Origin of the sequence: Ruegeria sp. HKCCA5763 (assembly GCF_013034545.1) — a bacterium.
In the GTDB taxonomy this organism is placed as follows: Bacteria; Pseudomonadota; Alphaproteobacteria; order Rhodobacterales; family Rhodobacteraceae; genus Ruegeria.
This window is the reverse complement of sequence record NZ_WQGF01000016.1, coordinates 1-22,108: the sequence shown is the minus strand read 5'-3', so window position 1 is coordinate 22,108 and position 22,108 is coordinate 1. Positions and strand designations below refer to the sequence as shown.

At 58.3% G+C, this 22,108-nt stretch carries 25 protein-coding genes and 1 pseudogene; 10 read left to right on the top strand and 16 right to left on the bottom strand.

The features are described from left to right. The first annotated feature begins 209 nt into the window (after positions 1-209). Genes GOV89_RS20420 through GOV89_RS20390 form a run of 7 tightly spaced genes read left to right on the top strand, consistent with a single transcriptional unit; the run spans position 210 to position 6,703 of the window. The gene (locus tag GOV89_RS20420) at positions 210-1,424 is read left to right on the top strand and encodes a glycosyltransferase family protein (RefSeq protein ID WP_171181516.1); all 1,215 of its coding nucleotides are present in this window, start codon (positions 210-212) and stop codon (positions 1,422-1,424) included. Next, complete coding sequence (locus GOV89_RS20415) at positions 1,421-2,668, top strand: glycosyltransferase family 4 protein (RefSeq protein WP_171238936.1); 1,248 nt, start codon at positions 1,421-1,423, stop codon at positions 2,666-2,668. The genes GOV89_RS20420 and GOV89_RS20415 overlap by 4 nt, the downstream gene beginning before the upstream one ends. After that, positions 2,668-3,744, top strand: a complete 1,077-nt coding sequence (locus GOV89_RS20410) for a glycosyltransferase family 4 protein (protein ID WP_171238935.1) — start codon at positions 2,668-2,670, stop codon at positions 3,742-3,744. The genes GOV89_RS20415 and GOV89_RS20410 overlap by 1 nt, the downstream gene beginning before the upstream one ends. Continuing rightward, positions 3,741-4,325 (top strand): histidine phosphatase family protein, encoded by a 585-nt coding sequence (locus GOV89_RS20405; protein ID WP_171238934.1) that lies wholly within the window; start codon positions 3,741-3,743, stop codon positions 4,323-4,325. The genes GOV89_RS20410 and GOV89_RS20405 overlap by 4 nt, the downstream gene beginning before the upstream one ends. Beyond that, positions 4,322-5,464 (top strand): glycosyltransferase family protein, encoded by a 1,143-nt coding sequence (locus tag GOV89_RS20400; RefSeq protein WP_171238933.1) that lies wholly within the window; start codon positions 4,322-4,324, stop codon positions 5,462-5,464. The genes GOV89_RS20405 and GOV89_RS20400 overlap by 4 nt, the downstream gene beginning before the upstream one ends. Then, positions 5,461-6,216, top strand: coding sequence for a polysaccharide deacetylase family protein (locus GOV89_RS20395; RefSeq protein ID WP_171238932.1), 756 nt, complete (start codon positions 5,461-5,463; stop codon positions 6,214-6,216). Before GOV89_RS20400 ends, GOV89_RS20395 begins: the two co-directional genes overlap by 4 nt. Before the next feature lie 10 nt (positions 6,217-6,226). Next, positions 6,227-6,703: a class I SAM-dependent methyltransferase gene (locus GOV89_RS20390; protein WP_171238931.1), complete on the top strand. Its 477-nt coding sequence runs from the start codon at positions 6,227-6,229 to the stop codon at positions 6,701-6,703. Here the strand turns inward: GOV89_RS20390 and GOV89_RS20385 are convergent, their stop codons facing one another. Further along, a complete protein-coding gene (locus GOV89_RS20385; protein WP_171238930.1) occupies positions 6,704-7,846 on the bottom strand; it encodes an alpha-D-ribose 1-methylphosphonate 5-triphosphate diphosphatase in 1,143 nt (380 codons plus the stop codon). A gap of 52 nt (positions 7,847-7,898) precedes the next feature. Between GOV89_RS20385 and GOV89_RS20380 the strand changes: the two genes are divergently transcribed. Continuing rightward, positions 7,899-8,582, top strand: a complete 684-nt coding sequence (locus GOV89_RS20380; protein WP_171238929.1) for a DUF1045 domain-containing protein — start codon at positions 7,899-7,901, stop codon at positions 8,580-8,582. On the opposite strand, the gene phnN is transcribed toward GOV89_RS20380, so the two are convergent. The 8 genes from phnN to phnG are packed head-to-tail and all read right to left on the bottom strand — an operon-like array spanning position 8,564 to position 14,160. Further along, positions 8,564-9,112: a phosphonate metabolism protein/1,5-bisphosphokinase (PRPP-forming) PhnN gene (gene phnN / locus GOV89_RS20375; RefSeq protein WP_171181533.1), complete on the bottom strand. Its 549-nt coding sequence runs from the start codon at positions 9,110-9,112 to the stop codon at positions 8,564-8,566. The two genes, GOV89_RS20380 and phnN, sit on opposite strands and share 19 nt — an antisense overlap. Continuing rightward, positions 9,109-9,792, bottom strand: coding sequence for a phosphonate C-P lyase system protein PhnL (phnL, locus tag GOV89_RS20370; protein ID WP_171181536.1), 684 nt, complete (start codon positions 9,790-9,792; stop codon positions 9,109-9,111). The genes phnN and phnL overlap by 4 nt, the downstream gene beginning before the upstream one ends. Positions 9,793-9,814: 22 nt before the next feature. Then, complete coding sequence (phnK, locus tag GOV89_RS20365; RefSeq protein ID WP_171181538.1) at positions 9,815-10,585, bottom strand: phosphonate C-P lyase system protein PhnK; 771 nt, start codon at positions 10,583-10,585, stop codon at positions 9,815-9,817. After that, positions 10,582-11,442, bottom strand: coding sequence for an alpha-D-ribose 1-methylphosphonate 5-phosphate C-P-lyase PhnJ (locus GOV89_RS20360; protein ID WP_171238928.1), 861 nt, complete (start codon positions 11,440-11,442; stop codon positions 10,582-10,584). Before GOV89_RS20360 ends, phnK begins: the two co-directional genes overlap by 4 nt. Then, positions 11,439-12,035 carry an HAD family phosphatase gene (locus GOV89_RS20355; protein ID WP_171238927.1) on the bottom strand — a complete coding sequence of 199 codons (597 nt, stop codon included), beginning with the start codon at positions 12,033-12,035 and terminating at the stop codon, positions 11,439-11,441. The genes GOV89_RS20360 and GOV89_RS20355 overlap by 4 nt, the downstream gene beginning before the upstream one ends. Next, the gene (locus tag GOV89_RS20350; RefSeq protein ID WP_171238926.1) at positions 12,032-13,123 is read right to left on the bottom strand and encodes a carbon-phosphorus lyase complex subunit PhnI; all 1,092 of its coding nucleotides are present in this window, start codon (positions 13,121-13,123) and stop codon (positions 12,032-12,034) included. Before GOV89_RS20350 ends, GOV89_RS20355 begins: the two co-directional genes overlap by 4 nt. 3 nt (positions 13,124-13,126) lie before the next feature. Next, positions 13,127-13,702, bottom strand: coding sequence for a phosphonate C-P lyase system protein PhnH (gene phnH, locus GOV89_RS20345; protein ID WP_171238925.1), 576 nt, complete (start codon positions 13,700-13,702; stop codon positions 13,127-13,129). Then, positions 13,702-14,160, bottom strand: a complete 459-nt coding sequence (phnG, locus tag GOV89_RS20340; protein ID WP_171238924.1) for a phosphonate C-P lyase system protein PhnG — start codon at positions 14,158-14,160, stop codon at positions 13,702-13,704. The genes phnH and phnG overlap by 1 nt, the downstream gene beginning before the upstream one ends. A 103-nt stretch (positions 14,161-14,263) precedes the next feature. Here phnG and phnF point away from each other — a divergent pair, with 103 nt between their 5' ends. Then, complete coding sequence (gene phnF / locus GOV89_RS20335; RefSeq protein WP_171238923.1) at positions 14,264-14,974, top strand: phosphonate metabolism transcriptional regulator PhnF; 711 nt, start codon at positions 14,264-14,266, stop codon at positions 14,972-14,974. A 44-nt stretch (positions 14,975-15,018) separates the two neighbouring features. Here the strand turns inward: phnF and GOV89_RS20330 are convergent, their stop codons facing one another. From GOV89_RS20330 to phnC, 5 genes are all read right to left on the bottom strand, one after another. After that, on the bottom strand, positions 15,019-15,633 hold the full coding sequence (locus tag GOV89_RS20330) for a chloramphenicol acetyltransferase (protein WP_171238922.1): 615 nt from the start codon (positions 15,631-15,633) through the stop codon (positions 15,019-15,021). 19 nt (positions 15,634-15,652) lie between these two features. After that, the gene (phnE, locus tag GOV89_RS20325) at positions 15,653-17,020 is read right to left on the bottom strand and encodes a phosphonate ABC transporter, permease protein PhnE (protein WP_171235404.1); all 1,368 of its coding nucleotides are present in this window, start codon (positions 17,018-17,020) and stop codon (positions 15,653-15,655) included. Continuing rightward, positions 17,017-17,898, bottom strand: a complete 882-nt coding sequence (gene phnE / locus GOV89_RS20320; protein WP_171238921.1) for a phosphonate ABC transporter, permease protein PhnE — start codon at positions 17,896-17,898, stop codon at positions 17,017-17,019. Before phnE (GOV89_RS20320) ends, phnE (GOV89_RS20325) begins: the two co-directional genes overlap by 4 nt. Positions 17,899-17,965: 67 nt before the next feature. After that, positions 17,966-18,868, bottom strand: coding sequence for a phosphonate ABC transporter substrate-binding protein (phnD, locus tag GOV89_RS20315; RefSeq protein WP_171238920.1), 903 nt, complete (start codon positions 18,866-18,868; stop codon positions 17,966-17,968). A gap of 66 nt (positions 18,869-18,934) precedes the next feature. Beyond that, entirely contained in the window at positions 18,935-19,756 is an 822-nt protein-coding gene (gene phnC, locus GOV89_RS20310; RefSeq protein WP_171238919.1) for a phosphonate ABC transporter ATP-binding protein, read from the bottom strand. A gap of 163 nt (positions 19,757-19,919) precedes the next feature. Between phnC and rpe the strand changes: the two genes are divergently transcribed. Further along, a complete protein-coding gene (gene rpe, locus GOV89_RS20305) occupies positions 19,920-20,609 on the top strand; it encodes a ribulose-phosphate 3-epimerase (RefSeq protein WP_171181564.1) in 690 nt (229 codons plus the stop codon). 80 nt (positions 20,610-20,689) lie between these two features. Here the strand turns inward: rpe and GOV89_RS20300 are convergent, their stop codons facing one another. Further along, positions 20,690-21,532: a M48 family metallopeptidase gene (locus GOV89_RS20300; protein ID WP_171238918.1), complete on the bottom strand. Its 843-nt coding sequence runs from the start codon at positions 21,530-21,532 to the stop codon at positions 20,690-20,692. Between the two features lie 307 nt (positions 21,533-21,839). Continuing rightward, positions 21,840-22,108 (bottom strand): annotated as a pseudogene (gene tuf / locus GOV89_RS20295) (elongation factor Tu); the annotation flags it as partial.

Here is a 22,108-nt window from a genome sequence, read left to right as displayed (position 1 = left end):
TATGTTGGTGATTTCTTTGGTCCTTTTGCGATCCTTTCCAAGCTTTGGTGCGATATGTCTCTAATTCTTCAATATGATGTTGCCAAATCGCAATGCTTGGAACATTTGCGGGGTCGCATTTCTGCCTTTGGCAAGCACAACAAAAAAATATACGATAACGCTTGCGAACGCGCGGATTTCGCATCGAGATCAAGAAGACGGGCAATTCTATGAGCCTTGGCACCACCAACTCAAAACCGGACCGCGCGCCGCGTATCCTGTTTTACAGCCACGACACGTTTGGACTGGGCCATTTGCGCCGGTCGCGGGCTTTGGCTGCTGCGATCACCCAAGCCGACCCAAGTGCGTCAGCGCTTATCCTGACCGGATCTCCGGTGGCGGGTCGTTTTACGTTTCCGCGCCGCGTCGATCACGTGCGTCTGCCCGGTGTGACCAAACGCGCCGATGGATCCTACGCCGCACGCACGATTGGAATGGGTATCGACGAAGTGACTGAGCTGCGATCGGGCCTGATACAGACGGCGGTTCAGCAATTCGACCCCGATGTGCTGATCGTCGATAAGGAACCAACCGGGTTCCGGGGCGAACTATTGCCGACGTTGAACTATCTCGAACGAAACTGCGGCACGAAACTGGTGCTTGGGCTGCGTGACGTTCTGGACGAGCCCGAAGTGTTGGCCGCCGAATGGGCCCGCAAAGAGGCCGTTGAAGCGACCGAACGGTTCTATCACGAAATCTGGGTCTATGGGTTAAAGTCGATCTATGACCCCACCCAGGGCTTACCGCTGAGCCCTGCCGCACAATCCCGCATTCATTGGACAGGATACCTGCGTCGGGATCTTGGCCCTGTAGGCGAGTCACCCGAACAGCCTTATATCCTGATCACCCCCGGTGGTGGCGGCGATGGCAAGGCGATGGTGAACCTTGTTCTATCCGCTTACGAGAAAGACCCAAATTTGTCGCCGCGCGCTGTTCTGGTATACGGCCCCTTCCTGTCCGGCGAATTGCGCGAGGATTTCGAAGCGCGCGTTGCGGCACTGAACGGTCGAGTAACCGCAGTTGGGTTCGAATCCCAGATCGAAACGCTGTTTGCAGGGGCTGAAGGCGTTGTTTGCATGGGCGGCTACAACACCTTTTGCGAGGTTCTGTCCTTCGACAAACGCGCCGTCATCGTCCCACGTACCACGCCCCGGCTGGAGCAGTGGATTCGCGCCTCTCGCGCGGAAGAGCTGGGCTTGGTCAAAATGCTGGACGAACACCGTGACGGCCTGACCCCCGAGGCGATGATCGCCGCGATCCAAAACCTGCCCAAACAATCCTTGCCATCGCAGGCCATCCAGACCGGTTTGTTGGACGGGTTGGATTACGTCACCGATCGCATCGACGATCTGCTGGCCTGGGAACAGGAACGAGCCACCGGATGACTTCAGGTTCCCCTAATTTGGCAGTTGTGGTCAAAGGCTGGCCGCGACTGTCCGAAACGTTTATTGCGCAGGAACTTGTCGCCTTGCAGGACGCGGGTCACCAGTTCGACATCTGGTCGTTGCGGCACCCGACAGATACCAAACGCCATCCCTTGCACGACCGCTTCGCCGGACAAGTCCACTATTTGCCTGAATACCTTTATCAGGAACCACAGCGTGTGTGGGCAGCGCGGGCGATTGCGCAAACCCTGCCCGGCTATGCCGAGGCTTACCGGATCTGGCGGCAGGACTTGCGTCGCGACCCAACACCAAATCGCATCCGGCGCTTTGGGCAAGCCTGTGTTCTGGCCGCCGAACTACCCCCGGAAGTTCTGGGGCTTTATGCACATTTCATGCACACGCCGTCCTCGGTTGCCCGATATGCGGCCATTATGCGTGGACTGCCATGGAGTTTTTCTGCCCACGCCAAAGACATCTGGACCTCACCGGAATGGGAAAAGCGTGAAAAGCTGCAGGCTGCGACCCATGGCGCCACATTCGGTGCCACCTGCACAGCCATTGGGGCCGAGCATTTGCGGGGCCTGGCAGACGATCCAAATCGTATGGACCTGATCTATCATGGTCTTGACCTGTCACGGTTTCCAGACCCCCCGACGCGCACTTTGCGCTCCGTAAACGGTCCCTTCCATATGATCTCTGTCGGGCGACTGGTTGAGAAAAAGGGGTTCGATCGGCTGATCGCTGCTTTTGCCTTACTGCCGGAAACTCTGGACTGGCATTGGACCCATATCGGCGGTGGCGGTTTGGGCGATGCCTTGCGGGCTCAGGCCCGCGTGGCTGGTATCGCGGATCACATCACCTGGAAAGGCGCCTGTGATCAGCCCGAAGTGATCGAGGCGATGCGAAAGGCAGACCTGTTTGTGCTCCCCAGCCGCATTGCGGCAGATGGCGACCGTGACGGGCTGCCGAATGTTTTGATGGAGGCTGCATCTCAGCGTTTGCCGATCCTTTCGACCCCGGTCTCGGCAATCCCGGAATTCATCGAAACCGGAACGCACGGCATCCTGTCCAGCGACGACCCGAGCGCGCTGGCAGCAGCCATTGAATCACTGGCCAACAATCCGCAACAAGCAGCCCAAATGGCGCTTGCGGCTTATGATCGCCTGATAGCCGAGTTTCGGATGGACCCGGGCATCGTCCAGCTCTCGAAGCGACTAAACGCCATGTGCATGGAAACCGCGTGATGGCACGGGTCGCATTTTATGCACCGATGAAATCCCCCAACAGCCCAACCCCTTCGGGCGACCGCGAAATGGCGCGGAACCTGATCAAGGCCCTTGCTGCCGAAGGCGACACGGTTGATCTGGTTTCAGACCTCAGGATTTACGACAAGCGCGGTGATATGGACCTGCAACATGCCTTGCAGCGTGCGGCAGACAAGGAAGCACAGAGGTTAGTCACCGACCTGCCCTCGGACACGGCTCTGTGGGTGACATATCACAATTACTACAAAGCCCCCGATTTGTTGGGTCCGCAGGTCTGCAAGGCGCGCGGCATCCCATATGTACAGTTGGAAAGTACCCGCGCATCCAGCCGGTTGACCGGACCCTGGGCTGAGTTTGCCGCCGCTGCACATCGGGCCTGCGACGCCGCCGATGTCATATTTTATCACACCGCCAACGACCTGATCACATTGGAACGGGATCGATTTGGCGATCAGGCTTTGGTCGAGTTGCCGCCATTTCTGCCGCAATCCCAACTCCCCGCTGCAACCAGCGGGGAAGGTCCGATGCTGACCGTTGGCATGATGCGCCACGGGGACAAGCTGGCCTCTTACCAGATCTTAGCCGAGGCGCTTTCGCATCTGGCGGGTGACTGGCACCTGAACATCGCTGGCGATGGACCCGCTCGACCCGAAGTCGAGGCTTTGATGGAGACCTTTGGAGAAAAGGTCCGTTTTCTGGGTCAGCTCGACCGCGATGCGCTGCAAGCGGCCTATGAACACGCCTCTGTGCTGGTTTGGCCCGGTGTGAACGAAGCTTACGGGATGATTTACTTGGAGGCGCAGGCTGCGGGCGTACCGGTGCTCGCACAAGATCGACCGGGTGTTCGAGATGTGCTGGCCCCTGCGACTTACCCTTCGGTCGACACCGGGTCGCAAGGCTTTGCAGACCGTCTGCAAACTCTGCTGGAGGACGCATCGCTGCGCCGCTCCCTCGGCGCGGCTGCTCGCGAGTATGTGGCTGACCGTCATCTTATGCCACAAGCCACTGCCCGCCTTTGGGCAACTCTCCGCCCGTTACTGAAGGATTTGACATGACCAGGCTTGCGCTGCTTCGCCACGGGCACACACATTGGAACCGCGCCGGTCAGATACAGGGCCGCAGCGACATTCCCCTGGACGATGACGCGCGCTCGGAACTGTCAGGCTACTGCCTGCCACACGAATGGGCACAGGCTGACATCTGGTCCAGCCCGCTGCAACGGGCCAATGAGACCGCCCAAATCGTCTCGGGTCGCAGCCCGCAAACGTCAGACGCGCTGACCGAGATGAACTGGGGCGATTGGGAGGGTCAGCGCGGCGTTGATCTGATCGCTGACACAACAAGCGGTTACAAGCATATCGAAGATTGGGGTTGGGATTTCCGCCCGCCAAACGGTGAAAGTCCGGCTGACGTTCGTGACCGGTTGCGCCCCTGGCTGTCCGCTCTGCAAAACGATGCGGTGGCTGTCTGCCATATCGGCATCATGCGGGTCATTCTGGCCCAAGCTTGGGGTTGGAATTTCGAAGGACCTGCCCCCTTCAAGATCAAACGCAATCGGCTGTATATCGTCGATATGAAAACCATGACCGCTGACCCCGATCCCATACGCCTGCCAAAACGCGAGACTTTGCCATGAAGGTGATGATCATTGTCACCCACCTGCTGGGAACAGGGCATCTCAGCCGCGCTTTGACCCTTGGTCGTGCATTTCGGGATGACGGTCACGAGGTCATGGTGGTGACGGGTGGAATGCCTGCACCGCAGCTGGATAGCCGTGGGATGACGTTGTTTGGGCTGCCCCCTTTAAGGTCGGACGGCACCAATTTCACCCGCTTGCTGACCGAAACCGGCGAAGAGGCTGACGCCGCCTATCATGCGGCGCGGACGACGGCTCTGGTTCAGGCCTTAAAGACGTTCCAGCCGCAGGTGCTGATCACAGAGCTTTATCCCTTTGGCCGTCGATCGCTGGCCGCCGAATTCGGCGCAGCGTTGGAAACGGCAACTAAGCTGCCGGTACGTCCGGTTGTTCTGGGGTCGATCCGAGATATTCTGGCCCCGCCCTCGAAACCAGCGAAAGCAGAACGCGCGGACGACATCGTAAAGCGTTACTATGACGGCGTACTGGTTCATTCGACCGAAAGCGTAACGCCCTTATCCGTCAGTTGGCCGGTGTCAGATCAACTGGCCGACCGTGTGCACTATACCGGCTTTGTCGCGCCTGAATTACCCCAACCCCACCCGGATTTGGTGGGTGAAGATGAAATTTTGGTCAGCGCAGGCGGCGGGTCCGTAGGACAGCCGATCTTTTGTGCGGCCATCGAGGCAGCCCGCCAGATGCCCAACACGCGTTGGCGCCTGTTGGTCGGCGGGACGGATGCAAAGGCGCGGATTGCCGAACTGTCGGAACAGGCCAAAGGCACCTCGGTCATCCTTGAACCTGTGCGGCCCGATTTTCGTCAGATGCTGCCGCTTGCGGCAGCGTCGGTCAGCATGTGCGGCTACAACACCGCTATGGATATTCTGCAAAGCGGTACACCAGCGGTATTTATCCCCTTCGATGATGGCAAAGAGGTTGAACAAGGTCTGCGCGGGCAGAGCCTGTCTGGCTTGTCCGCTATCGAAGTTCTGGAAAGTCGGAACCTGAGCGGGGCCGCACTTGCGCAAGCGGTCGAACGCATCATTGCTGATGGACCCCGCGCAAAACAGGATTTCGGATTTGGCGGCGCTGCCCAAAGCGTACGCATCGCCAAACGCCTGTTGGAGCAGCGTGCATGACCCCCGACTGGCATCCTCTGGACGCCGAGCTGGATCACTGGCGTGCGTCTGGTTTGTCATTTCCACTCTGGTGGCGTGACGATGACGCCGTCGCTCCAACTCCTCAATTGGACCAATTGGCTGATCTGTCTGCGGAATTGGGCCTGCCTGTTCATCTGGCTGTCATCCCCCGAGACGCGGCCCCAGCGTTGGCCGAGTATGTCGCGGACCGACCCTCGTTGATCCCTGTCGTGCACGGCTGGAAGCACAAAAACCACGCGCCTGCGGGAGAGAAGAAGGCCGAGTTCCGACTCAATCGACCGCTGGACCAGATGGTTGATGATGCAAAGGCAGGGATGGCCCGTCTTGGTGATCTGCTCGGTGATAACGTGCGACCCATGTTTGTTCCCCCGTGGAACCGCATCGCGCCCGAGATGGTCGCGCAACTTCCCGGTCTGGGCTTTCGTGTCCTGTCCACTGCGACGCCGCGCAAAACACCTTTTGCCGCATCGGGGCTGGAACAAATCAACACGCATCTTGACCCTATTGATTGGCGCGGCACACGCAGTCTGATCAACCCCGACATCCTGATCAAGCAGACAGTTGATCTGTTGCGCGATCGGCGCGAAGGACGTGCTGACAACGCTGAACCATTTGGCATATTGACCCACCATCTGGTCCATGATCAGGACATCTGGACCTTTACCGAGGCCCTGCTGCGCAAATTGTTGAACGGCCCGGCCACGGTGTGGGTCGCACCCAGGAACGAATAAGGACACAACCATGAGCCGACTGGATTCCATGCTGCGCCGACTGACGGCTCAACGCGACGGTTTGAACTGGGCTGCCCAGCGCATCAACGGCCAGTCAGGCGATGTGCTGGATATGGGTTTGGGAAATGGCCGGACCTATGACCACCTGCGTGAAATACTGCCGGAACGCCGGATCTGGGTGATGGACCGGGTTTTGCAATGCCACCCGGACAGCGCCCCTCCGGCCGCAGATTTCCTGCAAGGCGAGGCCGAGCCGATGCTGAAGAAACTGGCAGAGAACGGGCACAGGGTCGCACTGGCACACTACGATTTCGGACGCGGGATCAAGCATGAAGATGTGGCAGAAGCCGCGCGGCTCAGCCCATTGATTGCGCAAGTCATGCAGCCCGGCGGTTTGCTGATCTCGGGGCAGCCCCTCGTCGGCTTCAACCAGATCAAAGGGCCCGAGACGATCGCCCCGGACCGTTACCTGTTCTATACCGCCTGATCACGCCACACGCCGACCGCGCGCCCAGACCGAGCTCAGGGCCGGTACTCCGGCCCGCATCCGAAAACGGATGACATCGGCTCGCGCATTGGCGCGCAACTCCCCCCGATCTTCTAGCCCCGCGGCCAGCGCAGGGGCCAGAGTGACCGTTTTCATACCGCGCGCCATATCATCCCACATCTCGCCCAGCATGGCCGCCGACAACAACAGGGCCGACGGCACATAGTCCGACGACATGATGTCCAAATGCCCAAGTTCGGCCAACTCGCGGGCTGCGACGTTGCCCGAATGTGAGCCGCCGCGAATGATATTCGGCGCGCCCATCATGACCTTGATATCGTGATCGTGACAGGCACGCGCTGCCTCGACCGTGGTCGGAAACTCAGCCAGTCGGATACCGTGACCTGCCGAGACTTTCACCTGATCTTCGGTCGTATCGTCATGACTGGCCAAAACCGCCCCAAAACGGCGCGCGGCCTTAACGGTCTCAAGCTCATGTACATCGCCATTGCGGTCGCGAAGGCCCTTTAGCTGGGCCACATGCTGCAGGAATGTATCATCGTCCATCGCATGTTTGCCCTTCATATACGCCTCAAGCTTGGTCATGTCGCGGAACTGCCGCTGTCCGGGTGTGTGATCCATGATGGACACAAGACCAACCCGGTCCTCTGGCCCGAACTCATCCAGCTCTTCGACCAACGTCTCGGAACACACCTCGGCCCGCAAATGCAGGAAATGACTGATCTTCAGCGCATCCTGTTCCCGCAAATCCCACAATTCCTGCGACAGGCCACGTGCATACTTTCCATAACGCGCTGCTCCTGACGGGATCGATCCGACCCGCATCGCGTCAAACACGGTCGTGATCCCGGTGCTGGCTAATTCCGCGTCATGCGCAAGGATCGCAGCGGCATGAGGCCAGTCTACCTTGGGTCGGGGTTGAATGTGACGCTCCAGGTTATCTGTGTGCAACTCGACCAGACCAGGGCTGACAAAGTCGCCTTCGCAGTCGATGGCTCCAGACGGAACCGCGTTTCCAGTGTCGATCTCGGCTATGGTCTCGCCCACAATCCGAACGCTGCCGGTTACGGTTTCATTCGGCAACACGAGCGTGGCATTGGCAAGGATCAAGTCTTCTGTCATCTGAACTTCACACAGTTTGAGGTAGTGGAAGGCCACGCAATAGGAGGCCAATGTGACATTCACGCGATACGCGATTTATTTTGCGCCACCCGCAGCGGCGGAGTGGACGAAATTCGCAACCAGCTGGCTGGGTTGGGACATGGAAACCGGCACGTTGGTGGCACACCCGATGGTCGGAGAGATCGACGTTGCCGCCGTCACGAACGTACCGCGCAAATACGGGCTGCACGCGACGATGAAACCCCCCTTCCGACTGAGCGAAGGCCAAACCTTCGACGCCTTGCATGCAGCTTGTGGATCGCTCGCTTCCAACCAGCCCACTGTCATGCTGGATGGCCTCGAGATCGCCCGGCTTGGCCGGTTTCTGGCCCTGCGCCCGATGGGTGATACGCAAGCGTTGAACACCCTGGCCGCCACGTGTGTTCAGACGTTGGACGGTTTTCGGGCACCCCCATCCGAGGTTGAACTGGCCCGCCGCCGCGCCGCCGGTTTGACCCCAGAGCAGGACGCCAATCTGGTTCAATGGGGCTATCCTTATGTGCTGGACGCGTTTCGCTTTCACATCACGCTGAGCGGCAAGCTGGATAAACCGACCCTTCGGGCCACCCAAGAGGCGCTGCAAACCCATTTGGCCCCGTTGCTGCCGCAGCCTTTCCAGATCACCGATCTGGCCCTGATGGGCGAGGCTGAGGATGGGCGGTTTCACCTGATCCATCGCTACGCGCTTTCCGGTTGAAGTTGCGCGAGGATCTCGGCGACAGTGTCTTCCAGTGCGCCGGAGTTGTCGACTTCGATGACGCGGTTCAATCCGTCGGGTAAAGGCGCTTTGGCACGACCCAACCGCCGCGCCTGTTCCGTCGCGCTTTCCCGCCCCCTTGCGGACAAGCGCTGTGCCAGAACATCAGCTTCGGCAGTCAGGGAAATCACGATCAGATCGCCGAAAACCTCCTGCGCCTGAACCAATACCTTTCTTGATAGGTTGACCAGAACAGCATCTGCCTCGTTTCGCTGTCGTGTGATCTCGGTCGGAACACCGTAAAACAAGCCATGCGCAGGCCAGCTCAACGCAAAAGCCCCGGCCCGTTCCATCTGCTGAAACGTCGCGACGGAAACCCGGTCGAAATCCTCGCCCTCTTCCCCTTCAGGACGGGTAATCACGCGCCTCAGGCGTTGGATGCCCGATGCTTGGGCCACCAACGCTTGCATGACGCTGTCTTTACCGACACCCGAGGGGCCGACAACCGCTATGACCGGAGCAAGCGTCATGCAGCCAGCCCCGGTGTAAAATCCGAAACATTGACCTCGCGGTCACAAACCCGCTTACGCGCTTCAATGTCGTGGAAAATCCCAACAATCGCCGCACCACGATGCTTTGCCTCTTCAATCAGAGACAACACGGTTTCCCGGTTCTGCGCATCCAGGCTCGCCGTCGGCTCATCCAAAAGCATCGCGGGATACTCATGTGCAAAGCCGCGCGCAATGTTCACCCGCTGCTGTTCACCGCCAGAAAAGGTCGTGGGGCTCAGGGTCCACAAACGCTCGGGGATGTTCAGACGTTTCAGCAACCCGGCCGCCTTGTCCAGCGCAATTTGCTTGTCCGCACCTACGGCCAGCAGCGGCTCTGCCACAACTTCCAGCGTCGGCACCCGAGGCACAACCCGCAGAAACTGGCTGACATAACCCAACGTATCGCGACGCAGAGACAGGATCTGTCGTGGTTCGGCCTTCGCCACGTCCAGCCCACCAACCAACACCTGACCAGAGGCCGCCAGATAGTTGCCATAGATCACTCGCATCAGCGTGGACTTGCCAGTACCGGACGCCCCCGTCAGAGCAACACATTCCCCCGGCTCAACCTTCAGCGACGCACCTTGCATCACCGGGATCACAGCACTGCCCTGATTATGCAGGGTAAAGCTTTTGCTTACATCGATCAGTTCAATCATCGCTTCATCTTTTCCCAAACACTCAAACCTGAAGGACGCTGGACACAAGCAGCTGCGTATAGGCGTGCTGAGGGTCGTCCAGCACCTGGTCGGTCAACCCAGCTTCGACCACATGACCGCTTTTCATCACCATCAGCCGGTCCGCCAACAGACGCACCACGGCCAAATCATGCGTCACGATGATGGCGCTCAGCCCCATCTCACGCACCAGACCACGCAACAAATCCAGCAAGCGCGCCTGAACGGATACGTCCAGACCACCGGTCGGTTCATCCATGAACACCAGCCGAGGGCCCGTCACCAGATTGCGCGCGATCTGCAGACGCTGCTGCATCCCGCCAGAAAACGCGCTGGGGCGATCGTCCACACGGGCTGCTTCAATCTCGACGCGGCCAAGCCAGTCGATAGCCTTGTCCCGAATATCGCCATAGTGCCGATCACCGACGGCCATCAGCCGCTCACCAATATTGCCGCCCGCGCTGACAGACATCCGCAGCCCGTCGCGTGCGTGTTGATGCACAAAGGCCCAGTCAGTGCGGCCGAGCATTCGGCGTTCCGGTTCGGACATGGTGACTGTGTCTACCGGTCCGTCCACGCGGGTATCAAAGATCACCTGCCCAGCGTCCGGTTCCAGGTGCCCGGCCAGACAGTTGAGCAAGGTCGATTTGCCGGACCCACTTTCGCCGACGATCCCCATCACTTCTCCGGGGTAGAGATCGAAGTTCACATCTGTGCATCCGATCCGCGCGCCATAGCGTTTTTCGATGCCCTTGACTTGCAACAGGGGGGTCATGCCGCGTTCTCCTCAGCCAGTCGGCCCACGTGGCCTGCCTCGCGGCGCGACCGACAATAGTCAGTGTCGGAACAGACAAACATCCGGTTGCCTGCATCATCCATGATAACCTCGTCCAGATAGCTGTCCTCGGCCCCACACAGATCGCAGGGATGGTTGGCTTTGGTGGCCTCAAACGGGTAATCCTCGAAATCGAGGCTCACGACCTTGGTATGCGGAGGCACTGCATAGATGCGCTGTTCCCGCCCTGCACCAAACAATTGGATCGCGTCCATCTCAAGCTTTGGGTTGTCGAATTTCGGGATCGGAGACGGATCCATCACATACCGCCCGGATACTTTCACCGGATAGGCATAAGCGGTTGAGATCGCACCGTGCTGGCTGATGTCCTCGTACAGTTTGACATGCATCAGCCCGTATTCTTCAAGGCTGTGCATTTTGCGCGTCTCGGTCTCGCGCGGCTCCAAAAAGCGCAGAGGTTCCGGGATCGGCACCTGATAGACGATGATCTGGTCTTCACGCAGTTTCGCCTCGGGGATGCGGTGGCGGGTCTGGATGACAGTGGCTTTTTCCGTCTCCTCCGTGGTGGAGACGCCAGCGGTGTTCTCAAAGAACTTGCGGATCGACACTGCGTTGGTGGTGTCGTCTGCGCCTTGGTCGATCACCTTGAACGTATCCTCGGGCGTCAGCGTCGCGGCCGAGACCTGAACGCCACCCGTCCCCCAGCCATACGGCATCGGCATCTCGCGGCTGGCAAAGGGCACCTGATACCCAGGCACAGCCAGACCTTTCAGGATCGCCCGACGGATCATCCGTTTGGTTTGTTCGTCCAGGTAGGCGAAATTATACTCGCTCATAGGAAACCTCTTTCAATCAACGCGCTTTCCAGCGCTTGAGGCGTCGTAAAGTGGATGCCATCCATGCCAACGGCGCGCGCGCCGTCGACGTTGTGCAGCCCGTCGTCGATGAAAATGCAGTTTTCAGGCGCAAGCCCGGCCCGCTCACACAAGCGATGAAAAATCTCGGGTTGCGGCTTCAAAAGCTTTTCCTGACCAGAGACTACCGTCACGCCGAAGACGTCGCCCAACTCGGGATGCGCGCCAACACCAACCGGCCATGTTTCCGCCGACCAGTTTGTAATCGCGTGAACCTGCGTGCCCTGTTCTTTCAATCGATAGAGCAGCTGCCAGGTTCCTTCGATCTTTTGCGGAACGGTCATGGCATAGCGCTCAACATACACACTCAGGCGCCGTTGGTCTTCGACGTCATCCAGTTCTGACGCCAGATCGGCGAAGTTCTCGCCGCCATCCGCCCTCAGATTGCGATCCTGAAAATCGATGCGGGTCAGGAACTCTGCCACGGCCTCGCGGCTGCCCATCTCGTGCAACCATGCCAGATGCGGATCCCATCGGATCAGCACATTCCCGATATCAAAAACGACGGCCTTCATTCTGCGGCCTCCTTTGGCGTAATGCGTTCTTCAGCCTCGCGACGCAGTTTGCGGACCAGCTCCAGCTCAGACTGGAAGTCGACGTAATGCGGCAGTTTGATATGCTCGAGAAAGCCAGTGGCCTGAATGTTATCCGCATGGCTCAGGACAAATTCTTCGTCCTGCGCGGGTGCACCCAGATTGTCTTCGCCCAGTTCTTCCCAACGCAGCGCGCGATCGACCAAAGCCATCGCGATGGATTTTCGTTCGGACTGACCAAAGACAAGACCATAGCCACGTGTGAACTGTGGTGGTTCTGTCTTCGAGCCCGTGAACTGGTTGACCGTCTCACATTCGGTTAGTTCAACCTCACCGATATCAATGGCGAAACCCAGCTCGGGGATCTCCATTTCCACCGCGACCTTGCCGATCCGAAGCTCTCCGACAAACGCATGGTTGCGGGCGTAGCCGCGCTGGGTGGAATAGGCCATGCCCAGTACAAAGCCCTCGTCCCCACGGGTCAGTGATTGCAAGCGCAGCGGTCGGTTTGACGGAAACTCCATCGGCTCGCGGGTCAGGTCGCCCGGGGTGTCATCGCTGGCGAGTTCATCCTGAATGATGTCCTCACCTCTCAGGAACTCGGTGATATGGGGCGTCGGCTCCTGACGTGCTGTGCCTTCGGGTGCCTTAGGGGCTTCACCATCAGCAGCCAGTTTGAAGTCCAGCAAACGGTGCGTGTAGTCGAAAGTTGGCCCCAGAACCTGTCCGCCGGGCGCATCCTTGAACGTGGCCGAGATTCGGCGGTCACACGTCATCTCAACCGTTTCGACGGGATTGGAATAACCGAAGCGCGGCAATGTCGTGCGGTAGGCGCGGATGAGGAAAATCGCCTCAATCAGATCACCACGCGCTTGCTTGATTGCCAGCGCCGCAAGGTTGGGGTCGAACAACGACCCTTCAGCCATGACCCGGTTTACGGCAAGGCTCAGTTGTTCGCGGATCTGCGCAAGGCTCAGTTCCGCCACATCAGTCGCGCCCCGGCGTTCTTCGGCCAGCCACGTATGGGCGTTCTCGATGGCTTTTTCGCCCCCTTTGACAGCTACATACATCGCTTAGCCCTCTGTCCTGATCTGCGTGCTGCGCGGCAGGGCCGCGATCTTGTCACCGCAGGTAAAGAAGAAATCGCACCCCAGCGGATACAGCATCGCATTGTATTGAAGCGCTGGAACATCCGGCAGAGACAACCGCGCGGTGTCCTTGATCCCAGGGCCGCTCAGAATGGCACCGCTTTGCTCAAGCTGGTCGCATTCTACAATTAGGGTCGCAGACCGGTCCGGGTATTCCGGCGTGCCAATACGATAGGCGTTCAAGGGACCTAGTGCGCCCCACGTACCAACGGCGAAATCAGCGTTGCCCGCAGACACAATCGGCGCGCCCGTGTGGAAGGTCAGCCATTTGCACACCGCATCGGTGTCAGCATCACCCGCCAAATAGACCTTTGTTTCGGGATCGCACAGCGTCAGCAAGAGCGTGCCTGCTGCCATGGACAAAGGCGCAGGGGGTTCAGTGCCCATGAGGGTGCGGATTTCACCCGGGCGCGCCATGACGGTCATGGCCGCACGAAACGCGTGGGCGGCCTGGACAGGTGCGTTTTGAAAGCCCCCGGAAAACTGTGTTTGCGCGGCCATCAGTCTTCCCCCCGGACCAGCGTGAAAAACTCGACCTTGGTGGCAGCTGCCTTGGCGGCGCGTGTCGTCTTGGCCGCTTGCATTTGTTGCTGCAATGGGTCGAGCAATCGGGCCTGCAGATCATCCGCCGCCGGTGTCTGCATCATAGCATCAATCAACGCTGCGACTTCGGCTTTAGGCTTGGATCTGCCCTGCACATATCCGTGACCAACCGTGCCATCCTGCAGCACGACCGAACAGCGCGTGACGGTCATTTCACCCAGATTGAACGGCGCTCCGGTAGCTCCGGTGCGACCTCTCACCATGACGCCACCCACTTCGGGGCTGCGCAGCCACTCAAAGCTTGGGCGGTCCTGAATGCCATCCCATAGCGTCATCAACGCATCGTCCGGCGCACGGGCCAGCAGACCCATCCATTCCTTCCGCGCCTGCGTCGCGATTTCTGTCTGATTTGTCATCAAAGCCTCTTGGCCGGGTTGTCTACATGAACTATACAACTAGACAAATATTACCCTTTAGGTATCCGAGTCGCAATCCGTGATGGTGTGAAGATTTGATGACATGAGCAAAACGCCGATCTGGAAAAGCATCGCCCTGCGCCTGACCTCGGACATCGCCGAAGGGCGCTATCAAACCGGAGATCGCCTGCCGACCGAAGCACAATTGGCCGCCACTTATGGCGTCAATCGCCACACTGTGCGGCGCGCGTTGGCAGACATGTCGGAACAAGGTCTGGTCCACGCCAGGCGCGGCGCAGGGGTGTTTGTAGCGGCGCGCCCCACGGATTATCCAATCGGCAAAAGGGTGCGATACCACAAAAACATCTCGGCCAGCGGTAAGATGCCGGGCAAGAAAATCCTCGCGCTGACCACACGCGCAGCAGATGAAGCCGAAGCGGAAGCCTTGGGTTTGGACAAAGGCGATCCGGTGCATGTCTATGACGGCCTGTCATTGGCGGACGGACAGCCTGTGGCCGTGTTTCAAAGCGTTTTTCCAGCCGCGCGTTTTCCCAACCTGTTGCAGACACTGACCGAAACGCAATCGGTCACAAAAGCTCTGCAAGCTAGCGGCATCGCGGATTACACACGCATCTCGACCCGTTTGACAGCGCGCGGGGCAACGGCGACACAAGCCTTACAGCTCCAGCTGTCCGAAGGGGCCCCGGTTCTGTTCTCGGTTGGCGTGAACGCGGACCCAGATGGCCAGCCCGTTGAATATGGGCGAACCGTTTTCGCGGGTGAGCGGGTCACACTGACCCTGAACGAAGAATAGACCCCCACAGGGGGTTTTCGGTTTTTGGATCTGCAGGAACAGGGTTACGCGTACTTTTCCAGAAACGCTTCGGCACTTAGCGTGCGAAAATCAGGCAAAGCCGTGCGAAGCTTGGCGTTTTCCCAATCCCACCACGCAAGTTGTTCCATCCTGTCCGCGACGCCCTCGGGGAACCTATTGCGCAACACCTGAGCCGTGACACCTGCAACGATTGTATAGGGCGGTACGTCTTTGGTAACCACCGCACCTGAGGCGACCACGGCACCATTGCCGATCGTGACCTCGGGCTTGATAATCGCAGCGTGTCCGATCCAGGTGTCATGCCCGATCCGGGCAGTGCGACTGGCGCGATGAGCGAACCAATCCGCATCATCTTCGGCATCGTCCCAATAGTCGGCGGAACGATAGTGAAAATGATGCAGCGAGGCCTTGTCCATCGGATGATCTGTCGCCCCGATACGAGTAAAGCTTGCTATATTTGCGAACTTTCCAATTTCGGCATTGGCAATATCGCAGGTCCGGTCGCAATAGGAATAATCGCCCCAAACCGAGTTCGCCACTCGGCTGCCAGCACCAATCTCGACATATGCGCCAAAGCTGCTGTTGGTGATCTGACAATCATTATGAATATACGGCTGATCAGCGCGCAGTCGTGCCATTGAATGTCCCCATCTTTGTTCAGGGCAACAGGAATGTCTTGCGTGCAGCATCACGCGGCTTGCGTTTTTTACCCGCTTCGCCCTGGATCAACCGTTTGCGCAACCAACCCGAGAACCAGTCCATCAACATGACCATCAGGATGATCAGGATGATGTAGTAGGCGACCTCTTCCCAATCCTTTTGCGTGATGATTGCCTGCGTCAGTAGAAGGCCAATACCGCCACCTGTGATTGCGCCAATCACCGTCGCGCTGCGGGTGTTGGATTCCAGAAAATACAATAGCTGGCTCAACAAAACGGGCGTGACTTGCGGAATGACCCCAAATCGGTATCTCTGCGGCGCATTTGCTCCTGTGGACTGAACGCCCTCTATCTGCTTCTGGTCCACATTCTCCAACGCTTCCGAGAAGATCTTGCCAAAGGTCCCGGTGTCGGTCACCAGTATGGCCAGCGCGCCTGTCAAAGGTCCGGGACCAAAGGCGCGGGCCAGCACCACGGTCCAGATCAAGGCATCCACACCGCGCACAAAGTCGAACACGCGACGCGTTGCAAAGCGGATGGATTTCATCGGATTGAAATTGCGCGTCGCAAGGAAGGCCAGTGGCAACGCGACCATGGCCGCGCCCAGCGTGCCCAGAAACGCCATCAGGATCGTCTCGAATATCGCCCAGGCCACATCCTGATGCCGCCACATCTTGTTGGTCCAGAAGTCATTAAAAATTGCACCCGCCTCACCCGACGCAGCGCGTCCGACCAGTTCGGGGACCGACTTGCCATAATAGGGGCTGTCGAGCGTGAACCAGAACAGCTCCCACCCGGTGAAATAGCGAAACACTTCCGACCGATTGCGTGTGACGGTCAGACGGCCCGCATCCGTCTTGATTGCCAAGCGGTTCTTGGAGACATTGATCCACTCTGGCACGTCACCCGCAGGCAACTCGGCCTGTACACCAGCCGAGCGGCTGGGTGTTGCCCGAATAGTTCCATAACCGGGGATGTCATATTCGATCGTTTCCGGCCCGAACCGCACCACGTGGCCGTCTTCCAGATCGATCACGGTTGTCTCGCCCAGCGTCACCCAATCCGGGGCCTGACCTTCAGGATACGCGCCCTTGCGTTCGCCCTCGATCGCGGCCGAAACCTCGCCGGTGCGGTTGTCACGCTCGATATGCGTCTTGTAGCTATAGCTGTCTGACACAAGCGTCTTGCCGTTTTCCCAATTCGCACGCGCTGCAAGGCCCGGAACGTCAAAAGCAAAGAAGACGTAGACCAGATAGACAAGCACCAGCGCGGGCAGCCCGAAATTCATCAGTCTTTTGCGACTGAACAGACGGTCTGCTTCGGCTTTGAGCTCATCGACGGTCAGATTGGTTGCGAAGGTGCTCATACCGAGGCTCCTTTTTCCGACCCATGAGTCAGACGGTCGCGCAGGACACCGGACAGCTGGTCCACGACGACGATTGTTGCAAAAAGCAGAAGGAAAATGGCTGCGGCCTCATCGTACCGCCCCTGTCCCCAGGACATGGCGTTGCGCAGCTCATAACCCAGACCGCCAGCGCCAACAAAACCCAGGATGGCCGAGGCGCGAATATTGATTTCGAACCGCAGCAACGCATAGCTGACATAGTTGGGACCGACCTGTGGGATCACGCCCAGATACATTCGTTGCGACCAGTTCGCACCCACCGAATGCAGGCCCTCGACCGGCTTGAGCGAGGCGTTTTCGTTGACCTCGGAAAACAGCTTGCCCAGTGCACCTGCTGTGTGAATGGCAATCGCAATCATCGCCGGAACCGGACTACCGCCCAAAATGAAAATCAGAACTAGTGCGATCACAATCTCGGGGACGGCGCGGCACACATCTGCAATTCGGCGAAACAAAGGGATCAAGGCGGGCCAAAGTGCCATGCCGCGCGTCGACATCAGGGCCAGAAACGTACCTGCAATCGCACCGATCAAGGTCGAAGCGGCCGCGATATTCAGTGTTTCTATCAGCGCGGGGAAAAACTTGGCCAGGTTTTCCGGCAGCGCGCCGATTTTTTCCCACGCCTCGGCCAAAACCTCAGCGGGGTAGTCGAAAATACGCGTCCAGCCATCGCGGAAACTGCCAGCGTTGCGGTCGTCAGCAACACGAAAGCCCGAGGCCATAACGGCAACGAACAGGATCAGGAGGATACCACCATAGACCCGTTTGCGGCGCGTCATCGCCGTATAGTCATCGCGGATCTGGTCGACGGTCGGGGACCCAGCGGTCAGGTCTGTCATGGAATGCTCCTGGGTGGAAAAACGGGGCCCGGATTTTCGCCGGACCCCGATCATTGGGTATTCAGGCTTAGTTGGACTTCAGCTTGCGTGCTTCGATGATGACTTCGTAGGCATCATGTGTGATCGGCTCGAACGCTTTCGCCTCACCTGCGGCAACGCCGTAGAAGCAATCACGGTCTTTCTCGTGCAGGCCAGCCATCAGGGCTGTCATCTTTTCTTTTACATCCGCAGGCAGCGCTGTACGCAGAACAACCGGACCTTCCGGGATCGGCTTGGATTTCCAGATTTCAACCATGTCGTTCATGTCGACCAGACCGGCATCAACTGCACGGCGCAGCGCGCCTGAGTTGTATCCGTCTTCCCAGTTGCCAAGACCATCGGCCCAGGTCACGCCACCATCAACGTCACCATTGTTGACCGCGACGATGGTCTGCTCGTGACCTCCGGTAAACTTCACTTCACCAAAGTAGTCGCCTGAGTCCATGGTGGCACCGGTGGCCTGCGGGATTTCGATGGACGGGATCAGGTAGCCCGAGGTCGAGTTCGGATCACCAAAGCCAAAGGTCTTGCCTTTCATGTCTTCCAACGAGGTGATGCCGCTGTCCTTGCGGGCAAAACCAACCGAGTAATACCCGTAACCGCCGTCGACGTTCACCTTAACCAGAACCGGCTCAACCGCCTCGGGATCGCTCAGGTAAGTTTTGGCGTACCCCGACGCGCCCAACCATGCCATGTCGATGGTGCCGCCCAGCAGACCCTGGATCACACCGTTATAATCGGCAGGCGCAAACAATTTGGTCTCAACGCCCAGCGTTTCTTCGGTGTATTCACGCAGGCATTCGTTGTTGTTCAGACGATCCTGAGCGTTCTCACCACCCAGAATGCCTATGCGGAATTCGCTGATGTCCTGTGCCATGGCCGGGGCGGCAAGCGCAGTGGTAGCCACAAAGGCAGCAATCAGTTTTTTCATCTGTCTCTCTCCAGTTTGATTGCCCCGGCCTTTCATCGGGCCGGGCGATGAAAGGGGGATGGTGGCTCAGATGGTCGCTTCCGCTTCCATCAGGGCCTTCTGGGTGGCGTCCAGAGTTTCGATCTCGGTCGATGTCGCCTCTTCCGAGAAGCTGGCATCGGCACCATAGATTTCGCGGGCAACACCGGTCGTCAGTTGTTCGGGCAGCCCGTCAAAGACGATGCGTCCATCACGCATTCCGACCACGCGATCACAATAACGGCGTGCGGTATCCAGCGTGTGCAGGTTGGCGATGACGGTGCGGCCATCCTCTTCGTGGATACGCCGCAGAGCCTGCATCACAACCTGAGCGTTCATTGGGTCCAGCGAGGCGATGGGCTCGTCCGCCAAAATGATCTTGGGGTCCTGCATCAGGGCGCGTGCGATAGCGACGCGCTGTTGCTGCCCACCAGACAAAGCTTCGGCGCGTTTGGGCGCGTGTTCGGCGATTCCCAGACGATCCAGAATATCAATTGCGCGATGGATGTCTTCCATTGGGAACAGGTTGAACATGGTGGCCAGGGTCGAATGGCGGTTCAGCGTGCCATGCAAGACGTTCGAGACAACATCCATGCGCGGCACCAGGTTGAACTGCTGAAAGATCATGGCGCAGTCAGCTTGCCAGGCCCGCTTTTCGCGCCCCTTCAGTTGGGTCACGTCACGACCTTCGAACAGGATCTGACCGTCGCTGGAATCCGTCAGCCGGTTAACCATCCGCAGCAGGGTCGACTTACCTGCACCAGACCGTCCGATGATCCCGATCATGCAAGGCTTGTCCACATCCAGCGTCGCAGCGTCCACAGCAATGTTGTCGCCAAAGCGTTTGGTCAGTTTCTTGATATGCAGCACGTGCCACCCCCAAATGATGTTGGCGGTCAGCTACAGATGCCATTCAACGGATATGTGTCAGCGTGGTGAAAGTTTTGTAACGGACCAGCCGTCGCAGGGGCTATCCATCCCCCTGCCCCGCAGGTATACGCTTCGGCGACTCTTTTTCTGATACGAGGCCATCATGAGCTTTGACCGCACCATCAAGATCGCTCCGTCGATCCTGTCCGCCGATTTCGCCAATTTCGGAGCAGAGATTCAGGCCATCGAGGCACAAGGCGCAGATTGGGTTCATGTGGATGTCATGGATGGCCATTTCGTTCCGAACCTGACCTTTGGCCCACCTGCGGTTAAAGCCTTTCGCCCGCACGTGAAAACCGTGATGGATGTGCACCTGATGATCACCCCGGTTGATCCTTACATCCAGGCGTATGCCGATGCCGGAGCGGACATTCTGACTGCACATGTCGAGGCTGGTCCACATACACATCGCACCTTACAAGCGATCCGCGCCGCTGGAATGAAAGCCGGTGTCGCGCTGAACCCTGGCACCCCTGCCGAGGCGGTCGAGCATCTGCTGGACCTTACCGATCTGGTCTGTGTGATGACCGTAAACCCGGGCTTCGGTGGTCAGAAATTCATCGACATGACCGGTAAGGTGCGCAAACTGCGCCAGATGATCGGCGACCGCCCAGTGCATATCGAGATCGACGGAGGCGTCGACCCAAAGACCGCCCCGCTGGTTGCAGCAGCAGGGGCGGACGTGCTGGTCGCCGGGTCGGCGGTATTCAAGGGCGGATCGGTTTCCACCCCACAGGTCTACGGAGACAACATCCGCGCCGTTCGCGCTGCGGCTGAGGATGCGCTGTCCTGATCCAGCAGTTTGTGGCCGGTATGTCTGGCGGCGGCTGACCGGGCCTGCGCCGGATGGTCCCCGGGTCACAAAGTCAGTCGCTACGTAACCATTCGTGCGCCGCTGACACGGCGTTTGCGGGCCCGGCCACGGGAAGCGGAAACGCTGCTCGGGTATTTTTGTTTCGCGAAGACGATAAGCTCCGACACACGTGTGCAGTGGTGTGGGAAAGACGAAAATGCGCCAGCCAACCAGCCAAAGAAACTCCCATTGTATTTTCTTCCCTGAGCGACATACGCGCGAATGTTGACACGGTCAGCAATCTCGGAGCCTACAGCCATTTTCATCATGGACCTCACAGCAACCCGGGTGTTGCCATCAATCATGCGCAATCCCATTCTGTCACCTGATAGTTTGGTTGCGCGTTCGTAGGGGAAAAGCAAAATATTGAAGATCAATAGCTTCTCCACACTGTTAATGAAGAACTGCAGCCAGCCAAACCGAAAGTGTTTAGCTGCCAATGCGCCCACAAATCGCCCGACAATGAAACGCAGTTCGTCCTTTGTGTTTTCGTTCTTCAAAAGCTCGGAATTCAGAAGCAATATCTTGGTGTTGAGAAGCGACAGGATTGATGCGTTGTAAGATCCATCCTCATGGACATATGCCTCGACCGTTCGGTTGTAACCAAAAAGCTCCTTCGCTTCTTTGATCGCATCGTTGGCTTCAGGGAAAGACGCCGCTGAAACCTGGACAAAATTGTTCATCCAATGCGCGATAGCCAACCTAAGGCTGAACCACAGCGAGAAAAGGATGATCGGTACAAGCAAACGAATGGTTCCAAAAGTTGCGACTGTTAGCAGCGCCGTTATGAAACCAAACGGAATCAAAACAAACAAGGTTATGTAAAAACGTGGAGTCTCAGTAGGATGTCTTAGTTCCTGCATTTCATTTTTTGACAAAGGCGTGGGAAATCCCCCACAAAAATCGTGAAAAGTAATAGATTATGAAATTACATCTATTTTGTAAGACGAAATCAACTGTTCAGTCCTTCTACGGAATTGCTGAACCCGGTCGTATTATTGAGTACTATGCGCTAACGCCTAATATTCGGCGATGACTTTCCCAGCAAAGGGCTCGCCACAAAAAAGGCCGCCCCTTAGGGAGCGGCCTTCTTTAGTTTTTCACCGAGTTGCTCCTGGCAGATTTTCCTCTGGAAAATCGCCTGCCGCAACCAGGCGCGACAAGCGCGCCTTACTCGATGATTTTCGACACAACGCCGGCGCCGACGGTGCGGCCGCCTTCGCGGATCGCGAAGCGCAGACCGTTTTCCATCGCGATGGGCGCGATCAGCTCAACGCCGAACGACACGTTGTCGCCAGGCATGACCATCTCGGTGCCTTCGGCCAGGGTCACGGTGCCGGTCACGTCAGTTGTACGGAAGTAGAACTGCGGACGGTAGTTCGCGAAGAACGGAGTGTGACGACCGCCTTCTTCCTTGGTCAGGATGTAGGCTTCGGCTT